Source organism: Serratia nematodiphila DZ0503SBS1 (genome assembly GCF_000738675.1).
GTDB classification, from domain to species: Bacteria; Pseudomonadota; Gammaproteobacteria; order Enterobacterales; family Enterobacteriaceae; genus Serratia; species Serratia nematodiphila.
The window spans coordinates 3,966,752-3,984,856 of sequence record NZ_JPUX01000001.1 but is presented as its reverse complement, the minus strand read 5'-3'; the positions used below and the strand labels follow the sequence as shown (position 1 = coordinate 3,984,856).

Genomic DNA, 18,105 nt, shown 5'->3' with positions numbered 1-18,105 from the left:
GGATGAACTGAACCATGCCGGTGCGCACTCGCTGGGGGCGTGATGCTCCATCACATGTACGGTCAGCTAAGTAATCGTGTCCCTTACGAGTGATATTGGCAGGAACGAACAATCACGATTTTGCGTTTTAACGGGTGAACTTCTTGACTTCAACTGTTAACATTAAAGGGGATTATTATTCTATAGGAAAAGGATTAAATGAGAGAGTTTGGTTTTTTATTGCTGGCAGTAGGTGTCGTTTGGCTGCTGATAGCTTTTAACATGGACACCTATGTTTTTACTGGGTATGGTGAACGTGTCAATAACATTGGTTTGATCGCATCTAAACAGAATCACTTGCTGATATCATCAGTTATTTCTATTTGCGCCATTTTGATGATCATCTTTGGGAAATCGTCGTCTAAGGCAACCAATGTATATGTAAAATGCCCGTTCTGTGCTGAAGAAATAAATCCTGAAGCAATAAAATGCAAGCATTGCGGTAGTGATGTATCGGTTCAGTTGAAAGTACAGAAAGAAAACAAGTTCTCATTTTATGGATTTGATCATAATTTATTGCTATCAGAAGATGATAGTTCAACACTAAATGACAGTGAGGTGATGAAATTAGCTAATAAAATCAAATCAATATCAAATTCAAGTCGTGATTCTTATATTTTTGGTGAGCATCAATCAGATATCACATACATTAAATACAAACTCCCTAAAGCTGTTCAAGATGAGTTTGTAAAAAGGTTAAAATACTGGCTTGCTAAATAAAACTTATTCGACAAGAAAGCCGCGCCATGCGCGGTTTTTTTATGGGGCGAGTATGCCTTTTAAGATTCCTGAAATTAAATGAATTTGCCTCTAAGGTGTTCTGAAAACGGGGGCTGGGAGAGTTTACCGTTTATTCTCCGGAAGTCCAATTTAAACATTAAAAGCCCTTGCTGCAATTCTACCTGATTTACAAAAATTTATGCTGGAAAGCTGGGGGGCAATTATTCTTGGGAGGCTATAGTCTGAAGGAAACCCATGCCGGTATATTCCAGCTTACTCACCACTAGTAAGCTGGAAATTACCAATATGGGTTTATACAAGAGTTCATCACATGTGTTCTGTCGTTGCAAATACCACCAAGTCTGGACGCCGAAGTATCGACTTCAAATACTTTGCGACAAGGTGGGGAAAGAGCTCTATTGAACAATTTCCATCCTCTGCAACATGAAGGTCTGTGAGGTTTTGGAGCTAAATATTCACCAACTCACGAGCATTTGTCCCACCGAAGTTATCGACTTATACGTTGATGGACGTCCTAAAAGGATGCAGTGCAATCCGCCTTTACAGTCGTTTTCCGCACATACGCAAGAAGCTGCGAGGCAACCATTTTGGGGCAAGGGAATACGGTAAGGATAAACGAGGAAATTATCAGAGATACGTAAAGCATCAGGATGAAAGAGACCAGGAGATCGAACAGCAGATGGAATTGTAGCAGGATTAACTCGAATATTGCCCCCTTTTAAGGGGCTTCATGTAAAGCCACCTCCTCAGGAGGTGGTCTTTGACTGTCTACTGTCCGAATGCACAAGGTATCGGACAAGATCACCGCGCGGCGTTAGCCGATTCACGCACCACCAGCACAGGGCAATTGGCGTGGCGGACGACGGCGGTGGCATTGGAGCCGAGGAGATAAGTGATCGCAGAAGGGCGGTTGGAACCCATCACGATAATCTCCGCGTTGAGCGCATCGGCGAGCTCCAGGATCTGATCTTTAGGATCGCCGACGGCAACGTGCGTGGTCACTCTATCTTCAGGCACGCTGAATTCTTTGGCCGCTTTTGCCAGCCCCTCGGTTGCTACCGCAATGATTTCGTCTTTGGTTTCTATCGCCGCCGTGGCGGCAAAGCCGAAAGCGGCATAGGTGGCGCGCGACGGGATCACCGCCAGGAAATGGACGTGGGAGTCTTCGAGCCTGGCGAGCGCGTTGACATGCGGGATGACCTGCTGTGTTAATTCCGGTTCGGTAATATCCACGGGAACCAAAATAGTTTTGTACATACACCCTCCTTATCGTTTTCAAAAAACTCCACTTTTTGGATTATAGCTGCTTAACGCCGAGAAAACGGCGATCGGTATGGCAGAACCAAAGAAATTGACCGCCAACAGGGAAAGTATGCAGAAACCGTTGTTGTGGCAATTGATTAGAAGCGGCTGATTCTGGCCGTTAAAGGCATGTGACGGCGTAACCAGCTGGGTGTTCGTGAACATGGCATCCAGCGATCCGGTTTATCTCAGCATTGTGAGCCAAAAGACCGTGTTGAAATTTATGTGTAGTGCTTACAAAGGATGAGTGAAAACGTGTATGCCGCCGCTGTCTATTCATACGTTATTCTGTCAAAAATTGGTGCGTCACTGCTGGTGTAGTGACGGACTTCACAGCCCCTGGCGAAAGTTTTAAGGTCAGTTGCGGTGTATATTGATCCTGTATAACGTATTGGCCGGGGCTCTTTGCGTGGCCCAGCGTCAACTGATTTCACTACTGAGAATTATCCATAAGGACAGGGATATGAAAAGAACGCATTCAGGCTATAAAACCGGCGTTGCCACAGTATTGGCGGCGATGACCGCGCTGGCATTAACGGGGTGTGCCAAGAGCACGGCCCCCAGCCAAACCGATCCGGTAAATAAAGAGGTTGACGATCTTTTCACCAACCTTGGCGACCCAAAGAAGCCGGCGCCGGGAAAAGAGAAAGAACACTATATCGCCCAGTTGCAGGCCGCGATTCAAAGCCATTTGAAAGATGCCGAAGCCTACTCAGGCAAGCGTTGCACATTGAGCATCAAGCTGGCGCCGGATGGTATGCTGATCAGCATTCGGGCTGAACAAGGGGAACCGGAACTTTGCCAGGCCGCGATCAAAGCAATCGCCAATGCGCGTCTGCCTAAGCCGCCAACGGCCGCGGTTTACGAAGCGGTCAAAAGCAGCACGTTGGAATTTCGCCCGCAGTGAATAAACAACACTGTTTCCGTGCAACGCTATCCCGGTCAAGGCCGGGATTTTTTATTGCCGTCACCCTGCGTTAATGGGTGAAAATCACTAAAGCCCTTGATGAATGGTGACGATAACCCTTAAAACTCCTGATTATAAAAGAGTGGCCATGCGTTTTTTCTGGGTCAACATCGGTGGCAGCGTCGCGGAAGTTTTGAAGGGCGAATTCCTATGGGCGCCGCAATATGGAATAAATAAGACTGGGAACATGTTTAAACCTGCCGGGTGGGAAACGGTCAAAAAAGTCAAAGAGGGTGACCTGATTTTTTGCCACAAAGGTAGGAAGATTATCGGCGTGGCGACAGCGGTACGCGATGCTTACTCTGCACCGCGGCCTGAGCATCGGGTCGCGGGACCGCCGCATATTGCGGGTACCCAAGTCGATTTGGAACTGACGCGTCTTGAACTCCCTATTGATGTTTCCCTTTTTAATCAGGCGTTCATACGCATGCACAACCAGGCTTGCCTTCCGCGCGTTTTTAATAAGAAAGGCGGATGCACCGAAAACTATATGTGCGAGATCCCCGCGCCGGCAGCCGCGTTGATCGCCGGTTTTATCTCGGAAAATCTCTCTATCAACCTCCATGCGGATACCGTCGAAATCACCAGAGAGGTCGGTGGTGAGCAAGAAAGGGTGATTCAGGCGCGGATTGGGCATGGTCCCTATCGCGATAAAATGTTTAAGCGGTGGGGAAATCGGTGCGCCGTCACGGGGATTGCTGAGCCGTCCATTCTCATTGCCTCTCACATCGTTGCCTGGTCGATTGCGACCCCAGAAGAGAAAGTGGATCCGCACAATGGTCTGCCGTTAATCCCCAATCTGGACAAGCTGTTCGATCGCGGCACGATTAGTTTTGCCGATGATGGACGTCTGCTGTATCCACAGACGAAGAGCAGCTTGTTAGATGAGTTAAAGATCCCGCTGGATGCGAACATTAGCGGGTTGTCTGAAAAGAACAGAGCTTACCTGCGGCGGCATCGAGCGAGATGGGGTTTTGAAGTAGAACCCTGATGCAGGTTTGCAAATCAGGACCGGGGCTCTTACCGATACATCATCGCGCTCACGCGCTCGCTTCGGTCTTTAAAACCGTTGCTGCGCATCGTGACCACATAGTAGCGATAGTGATGTTTCTGTGCGTATTCGCGCACCAGATCTTCGGCGAACAGGCCGCTGAAGGTGACGGTGGTGACGAACGTCAGCCCTTTCACTTCGTAGGTGCTGATCTCTTGCGGGGTGCCGATATACGGCGGCGGGAACACGGTTTTGTGGAACTGGCAGCCCGCCAGCAGCAGGGTAAACAGCAGGGCGGCGGGTATTTGCGGTATGCTCATCGGGAAAAGCTTTCCTTCCTTGGCGTGTGTTTTAGTAACTCTATAATAGGATTACAAAATTCGGCGGGGATGTAAAAATTATCCCGCTTCGGTTGCCGTTTCGTTGAAGCGGTGTCGCCGTATCCATCAGCATGAGGATTAAAACATGTTTGTTCGCCAGGCCACTGACAGCGATGTCGCAGCCCTGATCGCCCTCGACAGCGTCGCCGAACACGAACCGCAGCGTGCGGCGCAGATCCGCGCCTGGTGCGGGCAGGGGGATTGCTATCTTGCCGAGGAACAGGACGTGGTGATGGGATACGGTGTGCTGCACTATCACTTCTTCGGCTGCGGCTTTATCGAGATGCTGATGGTCGGCGAGCGCTATCGCCGCCGGGGCGTCGGGCAGGCGTTGATTACGGCATTGAAGTCCCATTGCCGACACCCGAAGCTGTTCACTTCCACCAATCGTTCCAACCTGCCGATGCAGCGGCTGCTGCTGAACGCCGGATTTGTCGCCAGCGGCCAGATTGACAATCTCGATGACGGCGATCCGGAGCAGGTCTTTTTTACCCCGCTGCGCTAATACAGTCGGACATCGACCGCCTGCTGTTGCAGCCAGGTGCTGACGTAGCCATAAGCGGCATAGAAGGCCAGCAGCGCGAAGATCAGCACCGAAAGCGAGGCCAAAAATTTGACGTCGCCGTGCTTCGAAAGCTGGTAAGCGCAAGAGATAAAGGCCAGCAGGCACAGCAGGGTGAAGGCGATGGCCAGCGTGGCGTAGAAAATAAGCATAACGAAACCCGTTCTTCCTTGTGAGCCTGGCAAGGATACCACAGACAAAAAAAGGGGCCCAAACGGGCCCCTGCGTGATTCGCTGCGGGAGGTTTACTCCACCGCGTCGGGATGGTTTTTGCCTTCCTCGATAAATTCTTCGTCGATCTCTTCGATGTTCTCCTCGCTGTCGCGGCCGGACAGGATGTTCCAGCAGGCGATGAACAGCGCGGCGATCAAGGGGCCGATGACGAAGCCGTTGATGCCGTAGATCTCCATGCCGCCCAGGGTGGAGATCAGGATCAGGTAGTCCGGCATTTTGGTGTCTTTGCCCACCAGCAGCGGGCGCAGGATGTTGTCCACCAGGCCGATCACCACCACGAAGAACACCACTAGGAAGATGCCTTTCCACAGCATGCCGGTGGCGAAGAAGTAGATCACCGCCGGCACCCAGATGATGGCGGAGCCCACGGCCGGGATGATCGACAGGAATGCCATCAGCGCGCCCCACAGCAGGCTGCCGTCGATGCCGGTAAAGTAAAACGCCAGCCCGCCGAGCGCGCCTTGCACCACGGCGACCACCACCGTGCCCTTGACGGTGGCGCGGGAAACGGCGGCGAACTTCACGAACAGGTGGTGTTTCACGTGCTGGGAGAGCGGCAGCGCTTCGAGCGCCAGGTTCACCAGATAGGGGCCGTCTTTCAGCAGGAAGAACAGCAGATAGAGCATCACGCCGAAGCCGACGACGAAGTTGAAGGTGCCCTTGCCGATCAGGAACACGCTGCCCGCCAGATATTGCCCGCCCTTGAGCGCCACCTCGGAAAGCTGCTTTTGGATCTCGGCGGCGCTGTTGAGGTTATGCTCCGCCAGGAAGCGCTGCGCCCAGCCGGGCAGGTGGCGCATAAAGTCCGCCAGCATGGTCGGCAATTGGCTGTTGTTGGTCTGCAGCTTGGTGTAGATCACGTTGAATTCCATCGCCAGCGACGAGGCGATGATCGCCAACGGCGTGAACACGATCAGGCAAATCAGCGCCACCGTCAGCAGCGACACCACGCCGTTGCGTTCGCCGACGTACTGCTTCAACTTCTTTTTCACCGGATGGAAAATCACCGCCAGAATAACCGCCCACAGCACCGAGGAGTAATAAGGCCCCAGCACGTCGAGAAAAGCGGCGGTAACGATGAACAGGATCAGAATAAAGAATCCCTTGGAAATGCCTTTAGACATCATAGTCGTCCCTCAAAAGATGAATTTTCAGCATAGATGAACTGAATGAAAACAACACTATCATCACCTTTGCTTAACCGGTAGGGGATTTTTAGTGGCGTATTCCATAGGGTTATTAAGGGCAAGGCGGGCGCCGCACGGTGAACAGGCGGCGGCGTGAGAAAAGAAAGAGGGCTAAATAATTAACAAAATTTATCGATTGTGTTTCATTTTGTGAGCCGCGCTTGCCGCCTGCGCCAGGCTTTCCTAGTTTTTAGGAGGGCGGCCGTTCGCCCGATACCACGAAGGAGTATGCAAATGACTGAACACAAACGACTTGCCGTTATCGAAAAGGTGCTGCTGATCGCTTTCGCCGGCGTGCTGGTTTATCTTGCCGCGACCGGCGCCTTGTCATTATCGGGTCTGGACCATCACTGGCCTTATCCTTCGCGCTGAGCGTGATTGATCTCACCACGCAGACCCGATAACGATAACTAGCGGCTGTACCCTACGACACTGGATCCCCAGAATAAATCACCCGTCATTCGCCTCGTTCTTTGGCGCGCAGGGCGGTGACGCTCTCTCCGCCGACGCCCCAGTTGTCGGTGGCTACCTCGTCAATCACCACGAAAGTGGTGTGGCGTGGCTTATTCAGCACCCGCTCCAGCAGCGTGGTGGCTCCTTCGATCAGCATGCGCTTTTGCGCGGCGCTGACCCCTTCGTCGGTCACTTTAATGTTGACGTATGGCATGGCGTTTCTCCCCGGTTTCACCAGACGCCGGCGGTGGCGCCGCCGTCAACCGCGAGCGCCGCGCCGGTAACGAAATTGGCATCGGTCAGATACAGCACCGCATCGACGATGTCCTGCGGCTGGCCGACGCGGCCGGTTGGAGCCAGTTGCCGCATCTGCGCCAGGCTCTGTTCATCATTTTGATGCATCGGCGTGGCGATGATGCCGGGCGCCACGGCGTTGACCATCACGTTGTGCGGCGCTAACTCCAATGCCAGCTCGCGCACGGCGTGGTTAAGGCCGCCTTTAATCAGCACCGGCAGCAAAGCGGGCACTTTGCTGTTGGGCTGCATGGCGATCGACGCGGTGATGGCGACGATGTGGCCGGCGCCGCGTTGCTGCATATGCCGGGCGGCGGCCTGCGCCGGGTAGAAGAAGCCTTTCAGATTGGTTGCCACCATCGCGTCGACCTCCTCCGGCGTATAGTCGGCGATCGGCTTGGCGATAAATATACCGGCGTTATTGATGAGAATATCTACCTGACCAAAAGCCTGTATCGCCAGGCTGAACAACCGTTCGGCGGTTTCCGGCAGCGCGATGTCTCCCGGCGCCAGCAGCAGATTGGCCGGGCGGCCGAGTTTGTCCGCCGCCGCCTGCAGCCGTACAAGCGAACGGGCGTTTGCGACAACCTGATAGCCGCGCGCCAGGTAGGCTTGCGCGATGGCGAAGCCCAAGCCGCTCGATGCGCCCGTGACGATGACCGTTTTTACTTTGCTCATTTTCTCTCCTCGACAGGATAGGGATTGATCGTACGTGAACGGTAATCCATACCTGATGATTGAAAAATGAGGGGGAAAGAACTTTAATTTATACCTTATGTAATGAATTGGCAGGGAGAGACATGCAACGCCATTTTGACGACGTTCAGGTGGGCAGCATTGAGCTGTTTTGCCTGACGGTAGAAACCGGCAGCTTCACCGCAGCGGCCAATGCCGCCGGGATAACCCCTGCGGCGGTCAGCCGCTCGGTCGCGCGCCTGGAGACGCGATTGCAGGCGAAGCTGTTTATCCGCACCACGCGCCAGATGCGCGTCACGGATGCCGGCCAGCGTTATTACCTGGAATGTCGCCGGGCGCTGAGCCAGCTGATGGAGGCCGAGGCGAGCATTTCCGGCGAACGGGACAAACCGGTGGGCACGCTCAGCATCAGCGCGCCGACGCTGTACGCTCATTTTAGGCTGTTGCCGCGTTTGCCCGAGTTTGCGCAACGCTATCCCGATCTCAAGCTGAATCTGCACGTCAGCAATCAGAATATCGATTTCTCCGAAGATAAATTCGACGTCGCCATTCGCGGCAGCGAGCTGAACGACTCCGGCCTGGTGGCGCGGCGTCTGGAGGAGGCTGAACTGATCGTGGTGGCGACGCCGGGCTATTTGCAACGCCACCCTGCGCCGCTCACGCCGGCGGATCTGGCCCGGCACGATTGCATTCAGTATGCGTTGCCCAGCACCGGCAGAAAAACCGCCTGGACGTTTAAGGTTCAGGGCGAAAACAGCAACGTGGATACTGCCGGGCGCTGGCTTTGCCAGGAAGATTACCTCGCTACGCTGACGCTGGTGAAAAGCGGCGCCGGACTGATGCAGGTGTATCGCTTTACCGTCGAACAAGAGTTGAGCAGCGGGGCGCTGGTCGAGGTATTGAAAGATTATGCCGGCGCCTCGCGTCCCTTCATCCTGCTTTACCCCTATGCGCGCTTTGTCCCGCTGAAGGTGCGGAAATTCATCGATTTCCTGACGCAAGCGTAGCCGCCAGCGCCAATACCGCTCCAGACACCGCCGCAGCCAGCACCAGCCACGCCGGGGCCGCCCAGCCGGCTGCGGCCACGATGGCGCTCAGCGCGACCGGGCCGATCACCTGGCCGAGGTAGTTTCCCTGCATCACCAGCCCGAGGCTCAGCGGCAGCAGCGTCGGTTCCGGCGTCGCCGCCGGCGTGGCGGCCAGAATGGTGGCGGGCAGTATGCCGGCGATGGCGCAGAACAGGAAACACAGCGGGATCAGCAAGCCGTTGGGCGTCATCGGCAGGAAAATGCCGACGCCGAAGACCCCGATCAACAGGCTGGTGGCGGCGAGCAGCGTTCTGGCGGGCAGCCCGCGCGACAGCAGCACGCCGGCGGCGAGGTTGCCGATGATGTTGGCCGCCACCGCCGCCGCGCTGATGCCGCCGGCGGCCGCCAGCGACAGGCCGATGCGCTGCATCAGAAAGATCGGCAAAAAGGTCATTACCGAGAAAAACTGCAGGTTGTAAGCGGTGAACATCAGCGCCAGCAACAGCGGCTGGCGTGCCCGCAGCATCGCGCCCAGCGCTTGTCGCAGCGGCAACGGCGGAACGTGCGCCTTGGCGGCGCGGCGGGACGTGGTCAGCGGCAGCAGCAGGGCGGCCAGCAGCGTCAACGCCGCACCGGCCTGCCAGCTCTGCTGCCAGTCGGCCAGATGGGGGCCGAAAAACAGTGAAATGGCGATGCCCGCCGGCATGAAGGTGCTCCAGATGCCGAACACCAGGTTGCGCTGTGCCGGGGCGACGATGCGGTTCAGCACCGCCGGCGAGGCAACCACTACGATCACGAAGCCGAGGCCTTCGACAAAGCGGCTGACGATCAGCCCGCTGAAGTCGTGCAGCGTGGTGCCGGCGAAGCTGGCGGCGCTGATGATCAGCAGCCCGAACGCCAGCAGGCGCCGGTCGCCCCAGCGGCGCACCAGCAGCCCGGCGGCGATGCCGCCGAACACTCCGACGAAGGGAAAGGCCGAAATGACCCAGCTGAGCGCCTCCAGCGAGCGGCCGAACTCGGCCTGCAGCGCCGGCAGCGCGATGGTGGCCTTGCCCACGTGCAGTGCTGCGGCGATGCCGGCGAACAGCACGTTGATGACGGCCAGCCAGGGCGTGGCGGCGGGGGAAATGCGGTCGATGGCGTCCGGTCTAATCGCAGTCATAACACTCTCCAGTGGCGGTAACGCCCTCACTATGCGTCTGCGCTACGACAGAAGTCGTTCAAATGCTGCGCTGTCACGTGGGAAAATTATTCATTTCGAGCTTTAATTTGCGCGCCTCGTTGTTTGGTGCGCCAGCGTGCCGCCCGGCGTGGACGCTCGCCCCCCTGCAGCGGTTTACTGTTCCGGCACGCAGCAGGCGTGTTGAATTCACTTTATAAGGAGCAGTGTATGTCAGAGATGATGAACGAGAGTAGGGCGCCGGCCATTGAATGGAGCTATGGCGGCCGGGGCGATGATATCAGCAGCAGCCTGAGCCTCGACACGGTTGAGGAGCAGCCGCAGGGTTTCTTGATGACGGTCGATCGGCCGGTGCAGATCTTTACAGAGGCGCTGTCGCCGATGATGGCCTTTGTCACGCTGTTGCGCCCGCTGTATGCCAAGACCAGCGCAGGCTTCCAGTATGTGCCGGTTTCTAACCCCTGGACCGACGTGCAGCGCCTGCCGGCCAGCGCGGGCTATCTGGGCGTGCAGGTCAACGCCGGGCTGTTCTTCCACGGCGCCAAGCCGACGCACTATAAAGATCGCGACGGCCAGATGAAACCGATCGACGGCGGCACTATTTTGCAGAACATCACCGTGCTGCATCAGGTGGCCCAGCCGCTGGGGCCTGGCGAAGGCGCGGTCTGAGCCGGCAGTGCTATCACGGGGCCGGACGCGGCCCCTTATCGCGCCTTGAAACCGTGCGCCGGTTGGGTAAAACTGGCTGTCTATTCAAGGAGAAGAGTATGTACAGCGACAACGAGAAAAAGTTTTATATCATCCTCAACCGCAATCACGAACCGGCCACGCTGTTTAACGCCTCCTGCCATCTGACGGCGGGCATCACCGATCTTATCGAGCAGCGCGAGTTTCACCACTATCCGAGCAGCCTCGACGGCATCAGCGCCAATATGAGCCACTACCCGATCGTCATCCTGCAGGCTAAAAACAGCAGCCAGCTCAGCAACCTGATCCTCAAATGCAAGGAGGAGGGCGTGCTGTCCAACTTCTTCACCACCACCATGCTGTCGCACTCCGCCGAGCAGCAGATCGCCGACACCGCCAATACCCCTTACGAGCAGTTGGATTTCGTGGCGGTGGCGCTCTACGGCGACACTGAACAGCTTAAGCCGCTCACCAAGAAGTTCTCCGTCTACCGTTAATCGCGAACGGCATCACATCAGGGGCGGCAACGGCTATGATATTTTTCCATCAAATCGTTGATGGAGATGAACATGAGCGGCAAGAAAACCACCATGGCGGCCATCGCCAGAGAGGCGCGGGTCGGCATCGCCACCGTCGATCGGGTGATCAACCAACGCGCGTCGGTGCGGCCCGTCACCCAGCGCCGGGTGATTGAGGCGGCGAAAAAGTTGGGGTTCGCGTTGGAGAAGTCCCACTGCCTGTCGGCGGTGCTGGGCAGGCCGGAACGCCGCCTGAGAATGGGGTTCATCCTGCTGCGGCGCGAACACTCTTTCTATGCGCAACTGGCTGATGAACTGATGGCGCAAGCGGCGCCGTATCATGAGCCGGGTCAGCCGCCGCAGTTTATCTTTCACTCTCTCAATGCCATCGGCGACACCGCCGCCGCCATTAGCCAATTGAGCCGCCAGGTGGAAGCGATCGGCGTGTTGGCGCTGGATCACCCCCTGATCCACTATGCCGTAGAAGAAGCCGCCCAGGCGGGCATCAACGTTTTCGCGCTGCTGTCGGATTTATCGGTGCCCAGCCGCGCCGGCTACATCGGTCTGGATAATCAAAAAGCGGGCCGCACCGCCGGCTGGGCGGTGGATCGTCTGTGCCGGCGGCAGGGCGACGTCGGCGTGATCATCGGCGACAACCGTTTTACGTGTCAGGAGGCCTGCGAGATCGGTTTCCGCTCCTACCTGCGTGAGCAGATGAGCGGCCAGCGTGTGCTGGAGCCGGTGCGCAGCCTCGAGGACGCGGAAACGGCGCGCCGGGTCACGCGTGAACTGCTGGCGAGCCACCCGGAGCTGGCGGCGCTGTACGCGCCGAGCGGCGGTGTGGAGGGCATTATTCAGGCGTTGCGAGAGAGCGGCCGGCAGCGCGACATCACGCTGGTGTGCCACGGCCCGGTGCAGGGCGGTGAAATGGCGCTGCTCGACGGCACGGTGGATCTGCTGCTGTGCCACCGCATTCCCGAATTGGCCGCCACGATCGTCGAGACGTTGCTCGCCGCCGATGAACAACCGGGATTACGGCACATCATTAATCGCTTCGATGTGATCACCAAAGAAAACCTCTGACGGCCGATGAGTGGTGGTTGCCGAGAGCAGCGCGCAACCAGGCGCCGCCTATATTTGATTAAAAACCATCAAATATTTTATCAAAAATAGCGCGATCTCTATCAAAAAATAAAATTTTCATTATTGATGGTTTTGGAATTTTTGTTTGATACTGCCGGCATTCCCTGCAAAAAAGGAGCCGTCGCCATGACTTTGCCTATCGCCAATGCGCCCTGCAGTTGGGGCGTAGATGATCCGAACAACCCCCATTTGCCGCCCTACGCCACGGTTCTGCAAGAAGCGTCGGCGGCCGGCTACCGCAGCATCGAGCTGGGGCCGTGGGGCTATCTGCCGACGCAGAGCGAGGCGCTGTGCGCCGCGCTGGAGCAGCATCGTCTGTCGCTGGTGGCCGGCACGATTTTTGACGATCTGGTCAGCGAGGCGAACATTGAGCGCCTGCTGGATCTGACGCATCGGATTTGCCGCAACCTCTCGCGGGCGCCCAGGGCAGAGCCGAGCGAGGGCGATCGCGCCGCGCCGCCGTTCCTGGTAATTATCGATTTCGGCAATCCGCAACGCGCCAGATTCGCCGGGCGTTCAGATTTAGCACCGCGTTTGTCGCAGGCGGAGTGGCAGAGGATGATCGGGCACATTACGCGCATCAGCGAACTGGCCTGGCGGGAATACGGCGTGCGGCCGGTGGTGCATCCGCACGCCGGCGGCTGTATCGAGTTCGCCGACGAAATCGACCGGTTGGCGGCGGACATTCCGCATCACACCGCCGGATTGTGCCTGGATACCGGCCATCTGTATTACGCCGGGCTGGACCCGGCTGCCTGGCTGAGCAAGCACTTTGAACGTCTTGATTATCTGCACTTCAAAGACGTCGATCCGCAGGTGTTCCGCGAGGTGCTGGCGCGCGGCGTCGATTTTTTCACCGCCTGCGCTGAGGGCGTCATGTGCCCGTTGGGCAGCGGGGCGATCGATTATCCGCAGCTGCGCGCGCTGTTGGCCGAGCGCGGTTACCGGGGTTGGATCACTATCGAGCAGGAGCGCGATCCGCGCAATGTGCAGGGCAGCCTGCAGGACGTCACCGCCAGCTTGCGCTACTTGCGCGGCCTCGGCTTTTAACCAGGAGAAACACGATGATCAACGGCAGCAAACCTTTGGCGAGATCGTTGCGCTGGGCATGGTCGGCGGCGGCGGCACCAGCCAGATTGGTTACATCCACCGTTCGGCGGCCTTGCGCGACGGCGCGTTTACTCTGTTGGCCGGCGCGTTCGACATTGACGCCGAACGCGGGCGTGATTTTGGCCGGAGTCTGGGCGTGGCGGCGGAGCGCTGTTATGCGGATTATGCCGAGATGTTCCGCGCCGAAGCCGCGCGGGCGGACGGCATCGAAGCGGTCTCGATCGCCACGCCGAACAACACCCATTACGCCATTTGCCGGGCGGCGCTGGAGGCGGGATTGCACGTGGTGTGCGAGAAGCCGCTGTGTTTCAGCGTCGAAGAGGCGCAGGCGCTGGCGGCGCTGTGCGAGCGGCAGCGCAAAGTCATCGGCGTGACCTACGGCTATGCCGGGCACCAGATGATTTTGCAGGCGCGGCAGATGATTGCCGATGGCCGGCTGGGGGAAATTCGGCTGGTGAATATGCAGTTCGCCCACGGCTTTCACGCCGCGGCGGTGGAGCAGGATAATCCCAGCACTCGCTGGCGGGTCGATCCGCGCTTTGTCGGCCCCAGCTATGTGCTGGGCGATCTGGCGACCCACACGCTGTTCCTGGCGGAAACCATGGCGCCGCAGCTGAAGATCCGGCGGCTGATCTGCAGCCGACAAAGCTTTGTGCCGTCGCGCGCGCCGTTGGAGGACAACGCCTATGTGCTGATGGAGTATCACAACGGCGCCATCGGCTCCGTGTGGGCTTCGGCGGTCAACTGCGGTTCGATGCACGGCCAAAAGGTGCGCATTGTCGGTGAAAAGGCCAGCCTGGAGTGGTGGGATGAACAACCCAATCAGCTGCGCTTCGAAGTGCAGGGCGAGCCGGTGCGGATCCTGGAGCGCGGTATGCCGTATCTCGCCGCGTCGGCGCTGGCGGACGATCGCATCGGCGGCGGCCATGCGGAGGGGCTGTTTGAAGCCTGGTCGAATCTCTACCGCCGCTTCGCGCTGGCGATGGACGCCACCGATCGGCGCGACGCGGCCTTCCTGGCCGACTTCTGGTACCCGGACGTGCAGGCCGGCGCGCTGGGCGTGAAGTGGGTGGCGCGCTGCGTGCAATCCGCCGAAACCGACGCCGGCTGGGTCGCCTTCGACTGAGCGCGCGATTCGCTCAGACGCTGGCCCCGTCGTAGCTGTGGATCTGTAACGCATCGAGCGCGACGTCAGGCACGCAGCGCAGATTGACGGCGCACATCGCGGCGCCGTCCGGCGCGGTGCCGTAGGCAAAGGGCTGGGCGCCGCAGACTCGGCAGAACTGATGGCGGATCTTGTGCTGATTGAAGGTGTAGGTGCTGAGCTGGTCTTGGCCGCTGCTGAGCGTGAACGCGCTGATGGGAAAGAAAGACAGCAGCAGGCCTTTGCGGCGGCAGATCGAGCAGTTGCAGCTGAGGGCTTCGGTCGGCAGTTCGGCGTCTACGGAGAAGGTGACGGCGCCGCAGTGGCAGCTTCCCTGGAATGACATGGCGATGATCCTGTAACAGGGGAGGGTGTTTGCCCAGTATAGTGCAATTTATCGTCACTCGGCCGCACCCGGTCTGGTTTCCTTAGTAAATGCACGGTTTTCTGGTAGGTTAGAGGTTAACGTCATCAAAAGGAGATCGCGATGTTAGAACATTACTATCCGGCCAATATGGGCGCCGAACCGGTCACGGACGAACAGCACAAACGGCTGGTGGCGGTGCAGGCGGCGCTGGAACTGATCAAGGCCACGCTGTCAGACACCAACGATGGCAACGGCGTGGACTTCCAGCTGAAGGCGGCGGAGAAGCACATCGGTCCGATGGCCGACGCCATTCAGGAAGCCCTGAAGTAACGGTTCGCCGTCACGTCAACCGCCCGTATCGGGCGGTTTTTTTTTGCGCCGATTACTGCGATTTTTTTAGTGGCGCATTGCCTTTTTCCCGGCTGGTGCCACGAGCGGCGCGATCCTACTCTAGCGATCCGAGTCCTCATCAGGGTCATGCTCATGTTCCGCTTCAGCTTCTTTTCTTTCTTATTGCCGTGCCGCCGATGCGTCACCCAGTTGGCCGGCGCTGCGCTGTTGCTCTGCGGCGTTATGCAGGCGCAGGCCACGCAACGCATCGAGTTTTCACCGGACCCCGCCGGCGCCTACCCTGAGGGCATTGCCTGGAATGCACGCGCCGGTGCGTTCCTTATCTCCTCCCTGCGCGGCGGGCAGCTTGGCCTGGTCTACCCGGATGGCCGCTATCGGCGGTTTTCCACCGGCAAGGGGCTTATCACCACCTCCGGCATGCTGGTGGACGCCGAACGCAACCGGGTGCTGGTGTGCAACGAAGACGTGGGCGTGTCCCGCAACTCTGCCGCCGGCACGCGCAATCGCGTGGCGCAGGTGCTGGAGTTCAATCTCGATACCGGCGTGCTGCAGCAGACGTACGACCTTTCATCGCTAAGCCATGGGCCGACGCTGGCCAACGATCTGACGCTCGACGCGCAGGGCAATATCTACGTCACCGACAGCTTCCAGCCGCAGATTTACAAGATTGATCGGGCAACGCACCAGGTGTCGATTTTGGTGCGCTCAGCGCGCTTGATGCCGGCAGACGCACCCGCCGCTGCGCAGGGCACGCGGCCCTATCTCAATGGCGTCGTGTATCACCCGGACGGCTTCCTGATTGCGGCGGACTACACCCGCGGGCTGCTGTGGAAGGTGACGCTGGATAACGCGCCTGCGGTAAGTGCAATCAGGTTGCCGCAACGCTTAAAAGGGCCGGACGGGTTGCGGCTCAAAAACGCCCATGAATTGGTGATCGTACAGTCTTTTCCGGGTGAAAAGGGGAGCATGTCCGGTGACGTGACGCTGCTCTCCTCGACCGACGGCTGGGCGAGTGCGCGTGTCGCCGCGGTCGCCGCACCGCCGGGATTGGATGGGCCGACCGGCGCCGCGCTGCGCGATGGCGAGGTGTGGGTCGTCAACTCCCGTTACCCCCGGCTGTTTGCCGACGTCGCTCAGGCGGAAAGTACCAAGACGTTCAGTATCGTCAAGGTGACGTTCGAGCCGGCCGCAGCGGATGGCCGCTGATCGACGACGATTGCCAACCGCGCCGGAATAGGATTAAATGCGCACTGACTGTATAAATAAACAGGTGTGCTGCGATGAGTCTGATGTTGAAGGGTGAAAAGATTGACCGTAACCGCTTTACCGGCGAAAAAATTGAAAACGGCAGCTTTATGCTGTGCGATTTTTCAGGCGCCGATTTGACCGGCACCGAGTTTATCGGCTGCCAGTTTTACGATCGCGACAGCCGACAGGGCGGTAATTTCAGCCGCGCGATCCTGAAAGACGCCAGCTTCAGAAGCTGCGATTTGTCGATGGCCGATTTCCGCCATGCCAGCGCGCTGGGGGTGGAGATCCGCGAATGCCGCGCGCAGGGCGCCGATTTTCGCGGCGCCAGCTTTATGAACATGATCACCAGCCGCACCTGGTTTTGCAGCGCCTATATCACCAAAAGCAACCTGAGCTATGCCAACTTCGCCAAGGTGGTGCTGGAGAAATGCGAGCTGTGGGAAAACCGCTGGCACGGGGCGCAGGTGCTCGGCGCCAGTTTCAGCGGTTCCGATCTGTCCGGCGGTGAATTCTCCGGTTTCGACTGGCGCGCCGCCGATGTCACCCAATGTGATTTGAGCAACGCGGAACTGGGCGAGTTGGATTTACGCACCACCGCTCTGCAGGGCGTTAAAATGGACAGTCACCAGGCCGCTCAACTGCTGGAGCGGCTGGGGATCGCGATCATCGGCTGAGTAACTGCCGCAGTCCCAGTGCGATGATCAAGGTGCCGCAGGCGCGATCGATCCAAGCCTTGCTGCGGCGGTAGGCGCCGGCGACAGGCGCGTGCGACAATACCAGCGCCACCAGCCCGTACCACAAGCTGGCTATCACCGCGACCTCCAGCAGCATGGCGAGGAAAGTCGGTGTAGAAACATGGCTGGGCGCCGCTGATGAGAAGACGGCGGCGTAAAACGCAATGGATTTGGGGTTGGCGATGTTGGTGGCAATACCCTGTAGAAAGGCGGCGCGAAAACCGCTTTTTCCGGTGGCCGCAGGGGTGCCGGAAGAGGGCGCCGCCTGGGCGATAAGCCGATAGCCGAACCACATTAAATAGCCGGCGCCGGCGATTTTAATCGCCATAGCCAACCAGGGGAACAGGGCGAAAACCACGCCGATGCCAAGAAGGGCGCTGCTCGCCCAGAACAGATTGACCAGCACGATGCCGGCCACCAAGGCAAACGCCTCTGTCCGGCGTGCTGAAACGGCTTTGTGAGCGACAGCGACGAAATTGGGGCCGGGGATCACCACGCCGACAATATACACGGTGAAAACGGCGAGTACGGCGGACATATCGATCATGGAAGATTGCCTGTTACAACAAGAGTACCGTTAGTTTTATAACGAATCCCGCACAGAATCCACCCGACCGATCGCGCCGCCGCTCCGATGACGGCCGGGAAGAATTACGCATGCGGCACATTCCGGTGAATGTCTGGGACACCGAGGCGATGGCGCTCGTCGACCGTTTGCCGAGGGGGCAGGCGAGGGAACCGGCGCT

Annotated in this window: 22 protein-coding genes and 2 pseudogenes; 15 read left to right on the top strand and 9 right to left on the bottom strand. The window is 58.1% G+C overall.

Going from position 1 to position 18,105, the window contains the following annotated elements:
- Positions 1 to 198: 198 nt before the first annotated feature.
- Together JL05_RS25435 and tnpA are read left to right on the top strand one after the other, a co-directional pair.
- Positions 199 to 759 (top strand): zinc ribbon domain-containing protein, encoded by a 561-nt coding sequence (locus tag JL05_RS25435; RefSeq protein ID WP_134942528.1) that lies wholly within the window; start codon positions 199 to 201, stop codon positions 757 to 759.
- Between the two features lie 306 nt (positions 760 to 1,065).
- A pseudogene (tnpA, locus tag JL05_RS24970) lies at positions 1,066 to 1,471 on the top strand (IS200/IS605 family transposase).
- 110 nt (positions 1,472 to 1,581) lie between these two features.
- On the opposite strand, the gene uspF reads toward tnpA, so the two are convergent.
- Positions 1,582 to 2,037 (bottom strand): universal stress protein UspF, encoded by a 456-nt coding sequence (gene uspF, locus JL05_RS18385; protein WP_033633280.1) that lies wholly within the window; start codon positions 2,035 to 2,037, stop codon positions 1,582 to 1,584.
- Between the two features lie 508 nt (positions 2,038 to 2,545).
- Here uspF and tolA point away from each other — a divergent pair.
- Both tolA and JL05_RS18375 read left to right on the top strand, forming a co-directional pair.
- Positions 2,546 to 2,989 carry a cell envelope integrity protein TolA gene (gene tolA / locus JL05_RS18380; protein ID WP_033633279.1) on the top strand — a complete coding sequence of 148 codons (444 nt, stop codon included), beginning with the start codon at positions 2,546 to 2,548 and terminating at the stop codon, positions 2,987 to 2,989.
- Between the two features lie 148 nt (positions 2,990 to 3,137).
- The gene (locus JL05_RS18375; protein WP_015377615.1) at positions 3,138 to 4,040 is read left to right on the top strand and encodes an HNH endonuclease; all 903 of its coding nucleotides are present in this window, start codon (positions 3,138 to 3,140) and stop codon (positions 4,038 to 4,040) included.
- 29 nt (positions 4,041 to 4,069) lie between these two features.
- Here the strand turns inward: JL05_RS18375 and JL05_RS18370 are convergent, their stop codons facing one another.
- On the bottom strand, positions 4,070 to 4,360 hold the full coding sequence (locus JL05_RS18370; protein WP_015377616.1) for a hypothetical protein: 291 nt from the start codon (positions 4,358 to 4,360) through the stop codon (positions 4,070 to 4,072).
- A gap of 145 nt (positions 4,361 to 4,505) precedes the next feature.
- Between JL05_RS18370 and JL05_RS18365 the strand changes: the two genes are divergently transcribed.
- A complete protein-coding gene (locus JL05_RS18365; RefSeq protein WP_033633278.1) occupies positions 4,506 to 4,925 on the top strand; it encodes a GNAT family N-acetyltransferase in 420 nt (139 codons plus the stop codon).
- On the opposite strand, the gene JL05_RS18360 is transcribed toward JL05_RS18365, so the two are convergent.
- Positions 4,922 to 5,134, bottom strand: coding sequence for a hypothetical protein (locus tag JL05_RS18360; protein ID WP_004941224.1), 213 nt, complete (start codon positions 5,132 to 5,134; stop codon positions 4,922 to 4,924). The two genes, JL05_RS18365 and JL05_RS18360, sit on opposite strands and share 4 nt — an antisense overlap.
- A gap of 93 nt (positions 5,135 to 5,227) precedes the next feature.
- A complete protein-coding gene (locus tag JL05_RS18355) occupies positions 5,228 to 6,343 on the bottom strand; it encodes an AI-2E family transporter (RefSeq protein WP_016928057.1) in 1,116 nt (371 codons plus the stop codon).
- A 294-nt stretch (positions 6,344 to 6,637) separates the two neighbouring features.
- Between JL05_RS18355 and JL05_RS25610 the strand changes: the two genes are divergently transcribed.
- Positions 6,638 to 6,775: a hypothetical protein gene (locus JL05_RS25610; RefSeq protein ID WP_004941229.1), complete on the top strand. Its 138-nt coding sequence runs from the start codon at positions 6,638 to 6,640 to the stop codon at positions 6,773 to 6,775.
- Between the two features lie 85 nt (positions 6,776 to 6,860).
- On the opposite strand, the gene JL05_RS18350 is transcribed toward JL05_RS25610, so the two are convergent.
- Both JL05_RS18350 and JL05_RS18345 read right to left on the bottom strand, forming a co-directional pair.
- Positions 6,861 to 7,070 carry a tautomerase family protein gene (locus JL05_RS18350; protein ID WP_033633277.1) on the bottom strand — a complete coding sequence of 70 codons (210 nt, stop codon included), beginning with the start codon at positions 7,068 to 7,070 and terminating at the stop codon, positions 6,861 to 6,863.
- 17 nt (positions 7,071 to 7,087) lie between these two features.
- Positions 7,088 to 7,828, bottom strand: coding sequence for an SDR family NAD(P)-dependent oxidoreductase (locus JL05_RS18345; protein WP_033633276.1), 741 nt, complete (start codon positions 7,826 to 7,828; stop codon positions 7,088 to 7,090).
- A gap of 122 nt (positions 7,829 to 7,950) precedes the next feature.
- Here JL05_RS18345 and JL05_RS18340 point away from each other — a divergent pair, with 122 nt between their 5' ends.
- Positions 7,951 to 8,853 carry a LysR family transcriptional regulator gene (locus JL05_RS18340; protein WP_033633275.1) on the top strand — a complete coding sequence of 301 codons (903 nt, stop codon included), beginning with the start codon at positions 7,951 to 7,953 and terminating at the stop codon, positions 8,851 to 8,853.
- Here the strand turns inward: JL05_RS18340 and JL05_RS18335 are convergent.
- Entirely contained in the window at positions 8,828 to 10,036 is a 1,209-nt protein-coding gene (locus JL05_RS18335; protein ID WP_033633274.1) for an MFS transporter, read from the bottom strand. The two genes, JL05_RS18340 and JL05_RS18335, sit on opposite strands and share 26 nt — an antisense overlap.
- A 228-nt stretch (positions 10,037 to 10,264) precedes the next feature.
- On the opposite strand from JL05_RS18335, the gene JL05_RS18330 reads away from it, so the two are divergent.
- The 5 genes and pseudogenes from JL05_RS18330 (at position 10,265) to JL05_RS18310 (ending at position 14,638) form a co-directional block, all read left to right on the top strand.
- Complete coding sequence (locus tag JL05_RS18330) at positions 10,265 to 10,723, top strand: hypothetical protein (RefSeq protein ID WP_015377624.1); 459 nt, start codon at positions 10,265 to 10,267, stop codon at positions 10,721 to 10,723.
- A gap of 98 nt (positions 10,724 to 10,821) precedes the next feature.
- On the top strand, positions 10,822 to 11,238 hold the full coding sequence (locus tag JL05_RS18325) for a DUF2000 domain-containing protein (RefSeq protein ID WP_033633273.1): 417 nt from the start codon (positions 10,822 to 10,824) through the stop codon (positions 11,236 to 11,238).
- Between the two features lie 72 nt (positions 11,239 to 11,310).
- On the top strand, positions 11,311 to 12,342 hold the full coding sequence (locus tag JL05_RS18320; RefSeq protein ID WP_033633272.1) for a LacI family DNA-binding transcriptional regulator: 1,032 nt from the start codon (positions 11,311 to 11,313) through the stop codon (positions 12,340 to 12,342).
- 186 nt (positions 12,343 to 12,528) lie between these two features.
- Entirely contained in the window at positions 12,529 to 13,452 is a 924-nt protein-coding gene (locus JL05_RS18315; RefSeq protein ID WP_033633271.1) for a TIM barrel protein, read from the top strand.
- A 14-nt stretch (positions 13,453 to 13,466) separates the two neighbouring features.
- Positions 13,467 to 14,638: pseudogene (locus JL05_RS18310) on the top strand (Gfo/Idh/MocA family protein).
- 13 nt (positions 14,639 to 14,651) lie between these two features.
- Here the strand turns inward: JL05_RS18310 and JL05_RS18305 are convergent.
- Positions 14,652 to 15,002 (bottom strand): GFA family protein, encoded by a 351-nt coding sequence (locus JL05_RS18305; RefSeq protein WP_015377628.1) that lies wholly within the window; start codon positions 15,000 to 15,002, stop codon positions 14,652 to 14,654.
- Between the two features lie 141 nt (positions 15,003 to 15,143).
- On the opposite strand from JL05_RS18305, the gene JL05_RS18300 reads away from it, so the two are divergent.
- From JL05_RS18300 to JL05_RS18290, 3 genes are all read left to right on the top strand, one after another.
- Positions 15,144 to 15,353 (top strand): hypothetical protein, encoded by a 210-nt coding sequence (locus JL05_RS18300; RefSeq protein WP_004941260.1) that lies wholly within the window; start codon positions 15,144 to 15,146, stop codon positions 15,351 to 15,353.
- A gap of 153 nt (positions 15,354 to 15,506) precedes the next feature.
- Positions 15,507 to 16,580: an SMP-30/gluconolactonase/LRE family protein gene (locus JL05_RS18295; RefSeq protein ID WP_050501281.1), complete on the top strand. Its 1,074-nt coding sequence runs from the start codon at positions 15,507 to 15,509 to the stop codon at positions 16,578 to 16,580.
- Between the two features lie 74 nt (positions 16,581 to 16,654).
- Positions 16,655 to 17,299, top strand: coding sequence for a Qnr family pentapeptide repeat protein (locus tag JL05_RS18290; protein WP_033633269.1), 645 nt, complete (start codon positions 16,655 to 16,657; stop codon positions 17,297 to 17,299).
- Here JL05_RS18290 and JL05_RS18285 read toward each other — a convergent pair.
- The gene (locus tag JL05_RS18285; RefSeq protein ID WP_033633268.1) at positions 17,289 to 17,906 is read right to left on the bottom strand and encodes a LysE family translocator; all 618 of its coding nucleotides are present in this window, start codon (positions 17,904 to 17,906) and stop codon (positions 17,289 to 17,291) included. The two genes, JL05_RS18290 and JL05_RS18285, sit on opposite strands and share 11 nt — an antisense overlap.
- Between the last annotated feature and the right edge of the window lie 199 nt (positions 17,907 to 18,105).

Excerpts from the sequence above, each read along its gene's own strand:
- JL05_RS25435 (WP_134942528.1), top strand. The coding sequence starts at position 199 with ATGAGAGAGTTTGGTTTTTTATTGCTGGCAGTAGGTGTCGTTTGGCTG.
- uspF (WP_033633280.1), bottom strand. The coding sequence starts at position 2,037 with ATGTACAAAACTATTTTGGTTCCCGTGGATATTACCGAACCGGAATTA.
- tolA (WP_033633279.1), top strand. The coding sequence starts at position 2,546 with ATGAAAAGAACGCATTCAGGCTATAAAACCGGCGTTGCCACAGTATTG.
- JL05_RS18375 (WP_015377615.1), top strand. The coding sequence starts at position 3,138 with ATGCGTTTTTTCTGGGTCAACATCGGTGGCAGCGTCGCGGAAGTTTTG.
- JL05_RS18370 (WP_015377616.1), bottom strand. The coding sequence starts at position 4,360 with ATGAGCATACCGCAAATACCCGCCGCCCTGCTGTTTACCCTGCTGCTG.
- JL05_RS18365 (WP_033633278.1), top strand. The coding sequence starts at position 4,506 with ATGTTTGTTCGCCAGGCCACTGACAGCGATGTCGCAGCCCTGATCGCC.
- JL05_RS18360 (WP_004941224.1), bottom strand. The coding sequence starts at position 5,134 with ATGCTTATTTTCTACGCCACGCTGGCCATCGCCTTCACCCTGCTGTGC.
- JL05_RS18355 (WP_016928057.1), bottom strand. The coding sequence starts at position 6,343 with ATGATGTCTAAAGGCATTTCCAAGGGATTCTTTATTCTGATCCTGTTC.
- JL05_RS25610 (WP_004941229.1), top strand. The coding sequence starts at position 6,638 with ATGACTGAACACAAACGACTTGCCGTTATCGAAAAGGTGCTGCTGATC.
- JL05_RS18350 (WP_033633277.1), bottom strand. The coding sequence starts at position 7,070 with ATGCCATACGTCAACATTAAAGTGACCGACGAAGGGGTCAGCGCCGCG.
- JL05_RS18345 (WP_033633276.1), bottom strand. The coding sequence starts at position 7,828 with ATGAGCAAAGTAAAAACGGTCATCGTCACGGGCGCATCGAGCGGCTTG.
- JL05_RS18340 (WP_033633275.1), top strand. The coding sequence starts at position 7,951 with ATGCAACGCCATTTTGACGACGTTCAGGTGGGCAGCATTGAGCTGTTT.
- JL05_RS18335 (WP_033633274.1), bottom strand. The coding sequence starts at position 10,036 with ATGACTGCGATTAGACCGGACGCCATCGACCGCATTTCCCCCGCCGCC.
- JL05_RS18330 (WP_015377624.1), top strand. The coding sequence starts at position 10,265 with ATGTCAGAGATGATGAACGAGAGTAGGGCGCCGGCCATTGAATGGAGC.
- JL05_RS18325 (WP_033633273.1), top strand. The coding sequence starts at position 10,822 with ATGTACAGCGACAACGAGAAAAAGTTTTATATCATCCTCAACCGCAAT.
- JL05_RS18320 (WP_033633272.1), top strand. The coding sequence starts at position 11,311 with ATGAGCGGCAAGAAAACCACCATGGCGGCCATCGCCAGAGAGGCGCGG.
- JL05_RS18315 (WP_033633271.1), top strand. The coding sequence starts at position 12,529 with ATGACTTTGCCTATCGCCAATGCGCCCTGCAGTTGGGGCGTAGATGAT.
- JL05_RS18305 (WP_015377628.1), bottom strand. The coding sequence starts at position 15,002 with ATGTCATTCCAGGGAAGCTGCCACTGCGGCGCCGTCACCTTCTCCGTA.
- JL05_RS18300 (WP_004941260.1), top strand. The coding sequence starts at position 15,144 with ATGTTAGAACATTACTATCCGGCCAATATGGGCGCCGAACCGGTCACG.
- JL05_RS18295 (WP_050501281.1), top strand. The coding sequence starts at position 15,507 with ATGTTCCGCTTCAGCTTCTTTTCTTTCTTATTGCCGTGCCGCCGATGC.
- JL05_RS18290 (WP_033633269.1), top strand. The coding sequence starts at position 16,655 with ATGAGTCTGATGTTGAAGGGTGAAAAGATTGACCGTAACCGCTTTACC.
- JL05_RS18285 (WP_033633268.1), bottom strand. The coding sequence starts at position 17,906 with ATGATCGATATGTCCGCCGTACTCGCCGTTTTCACCGTGTATATTGTC.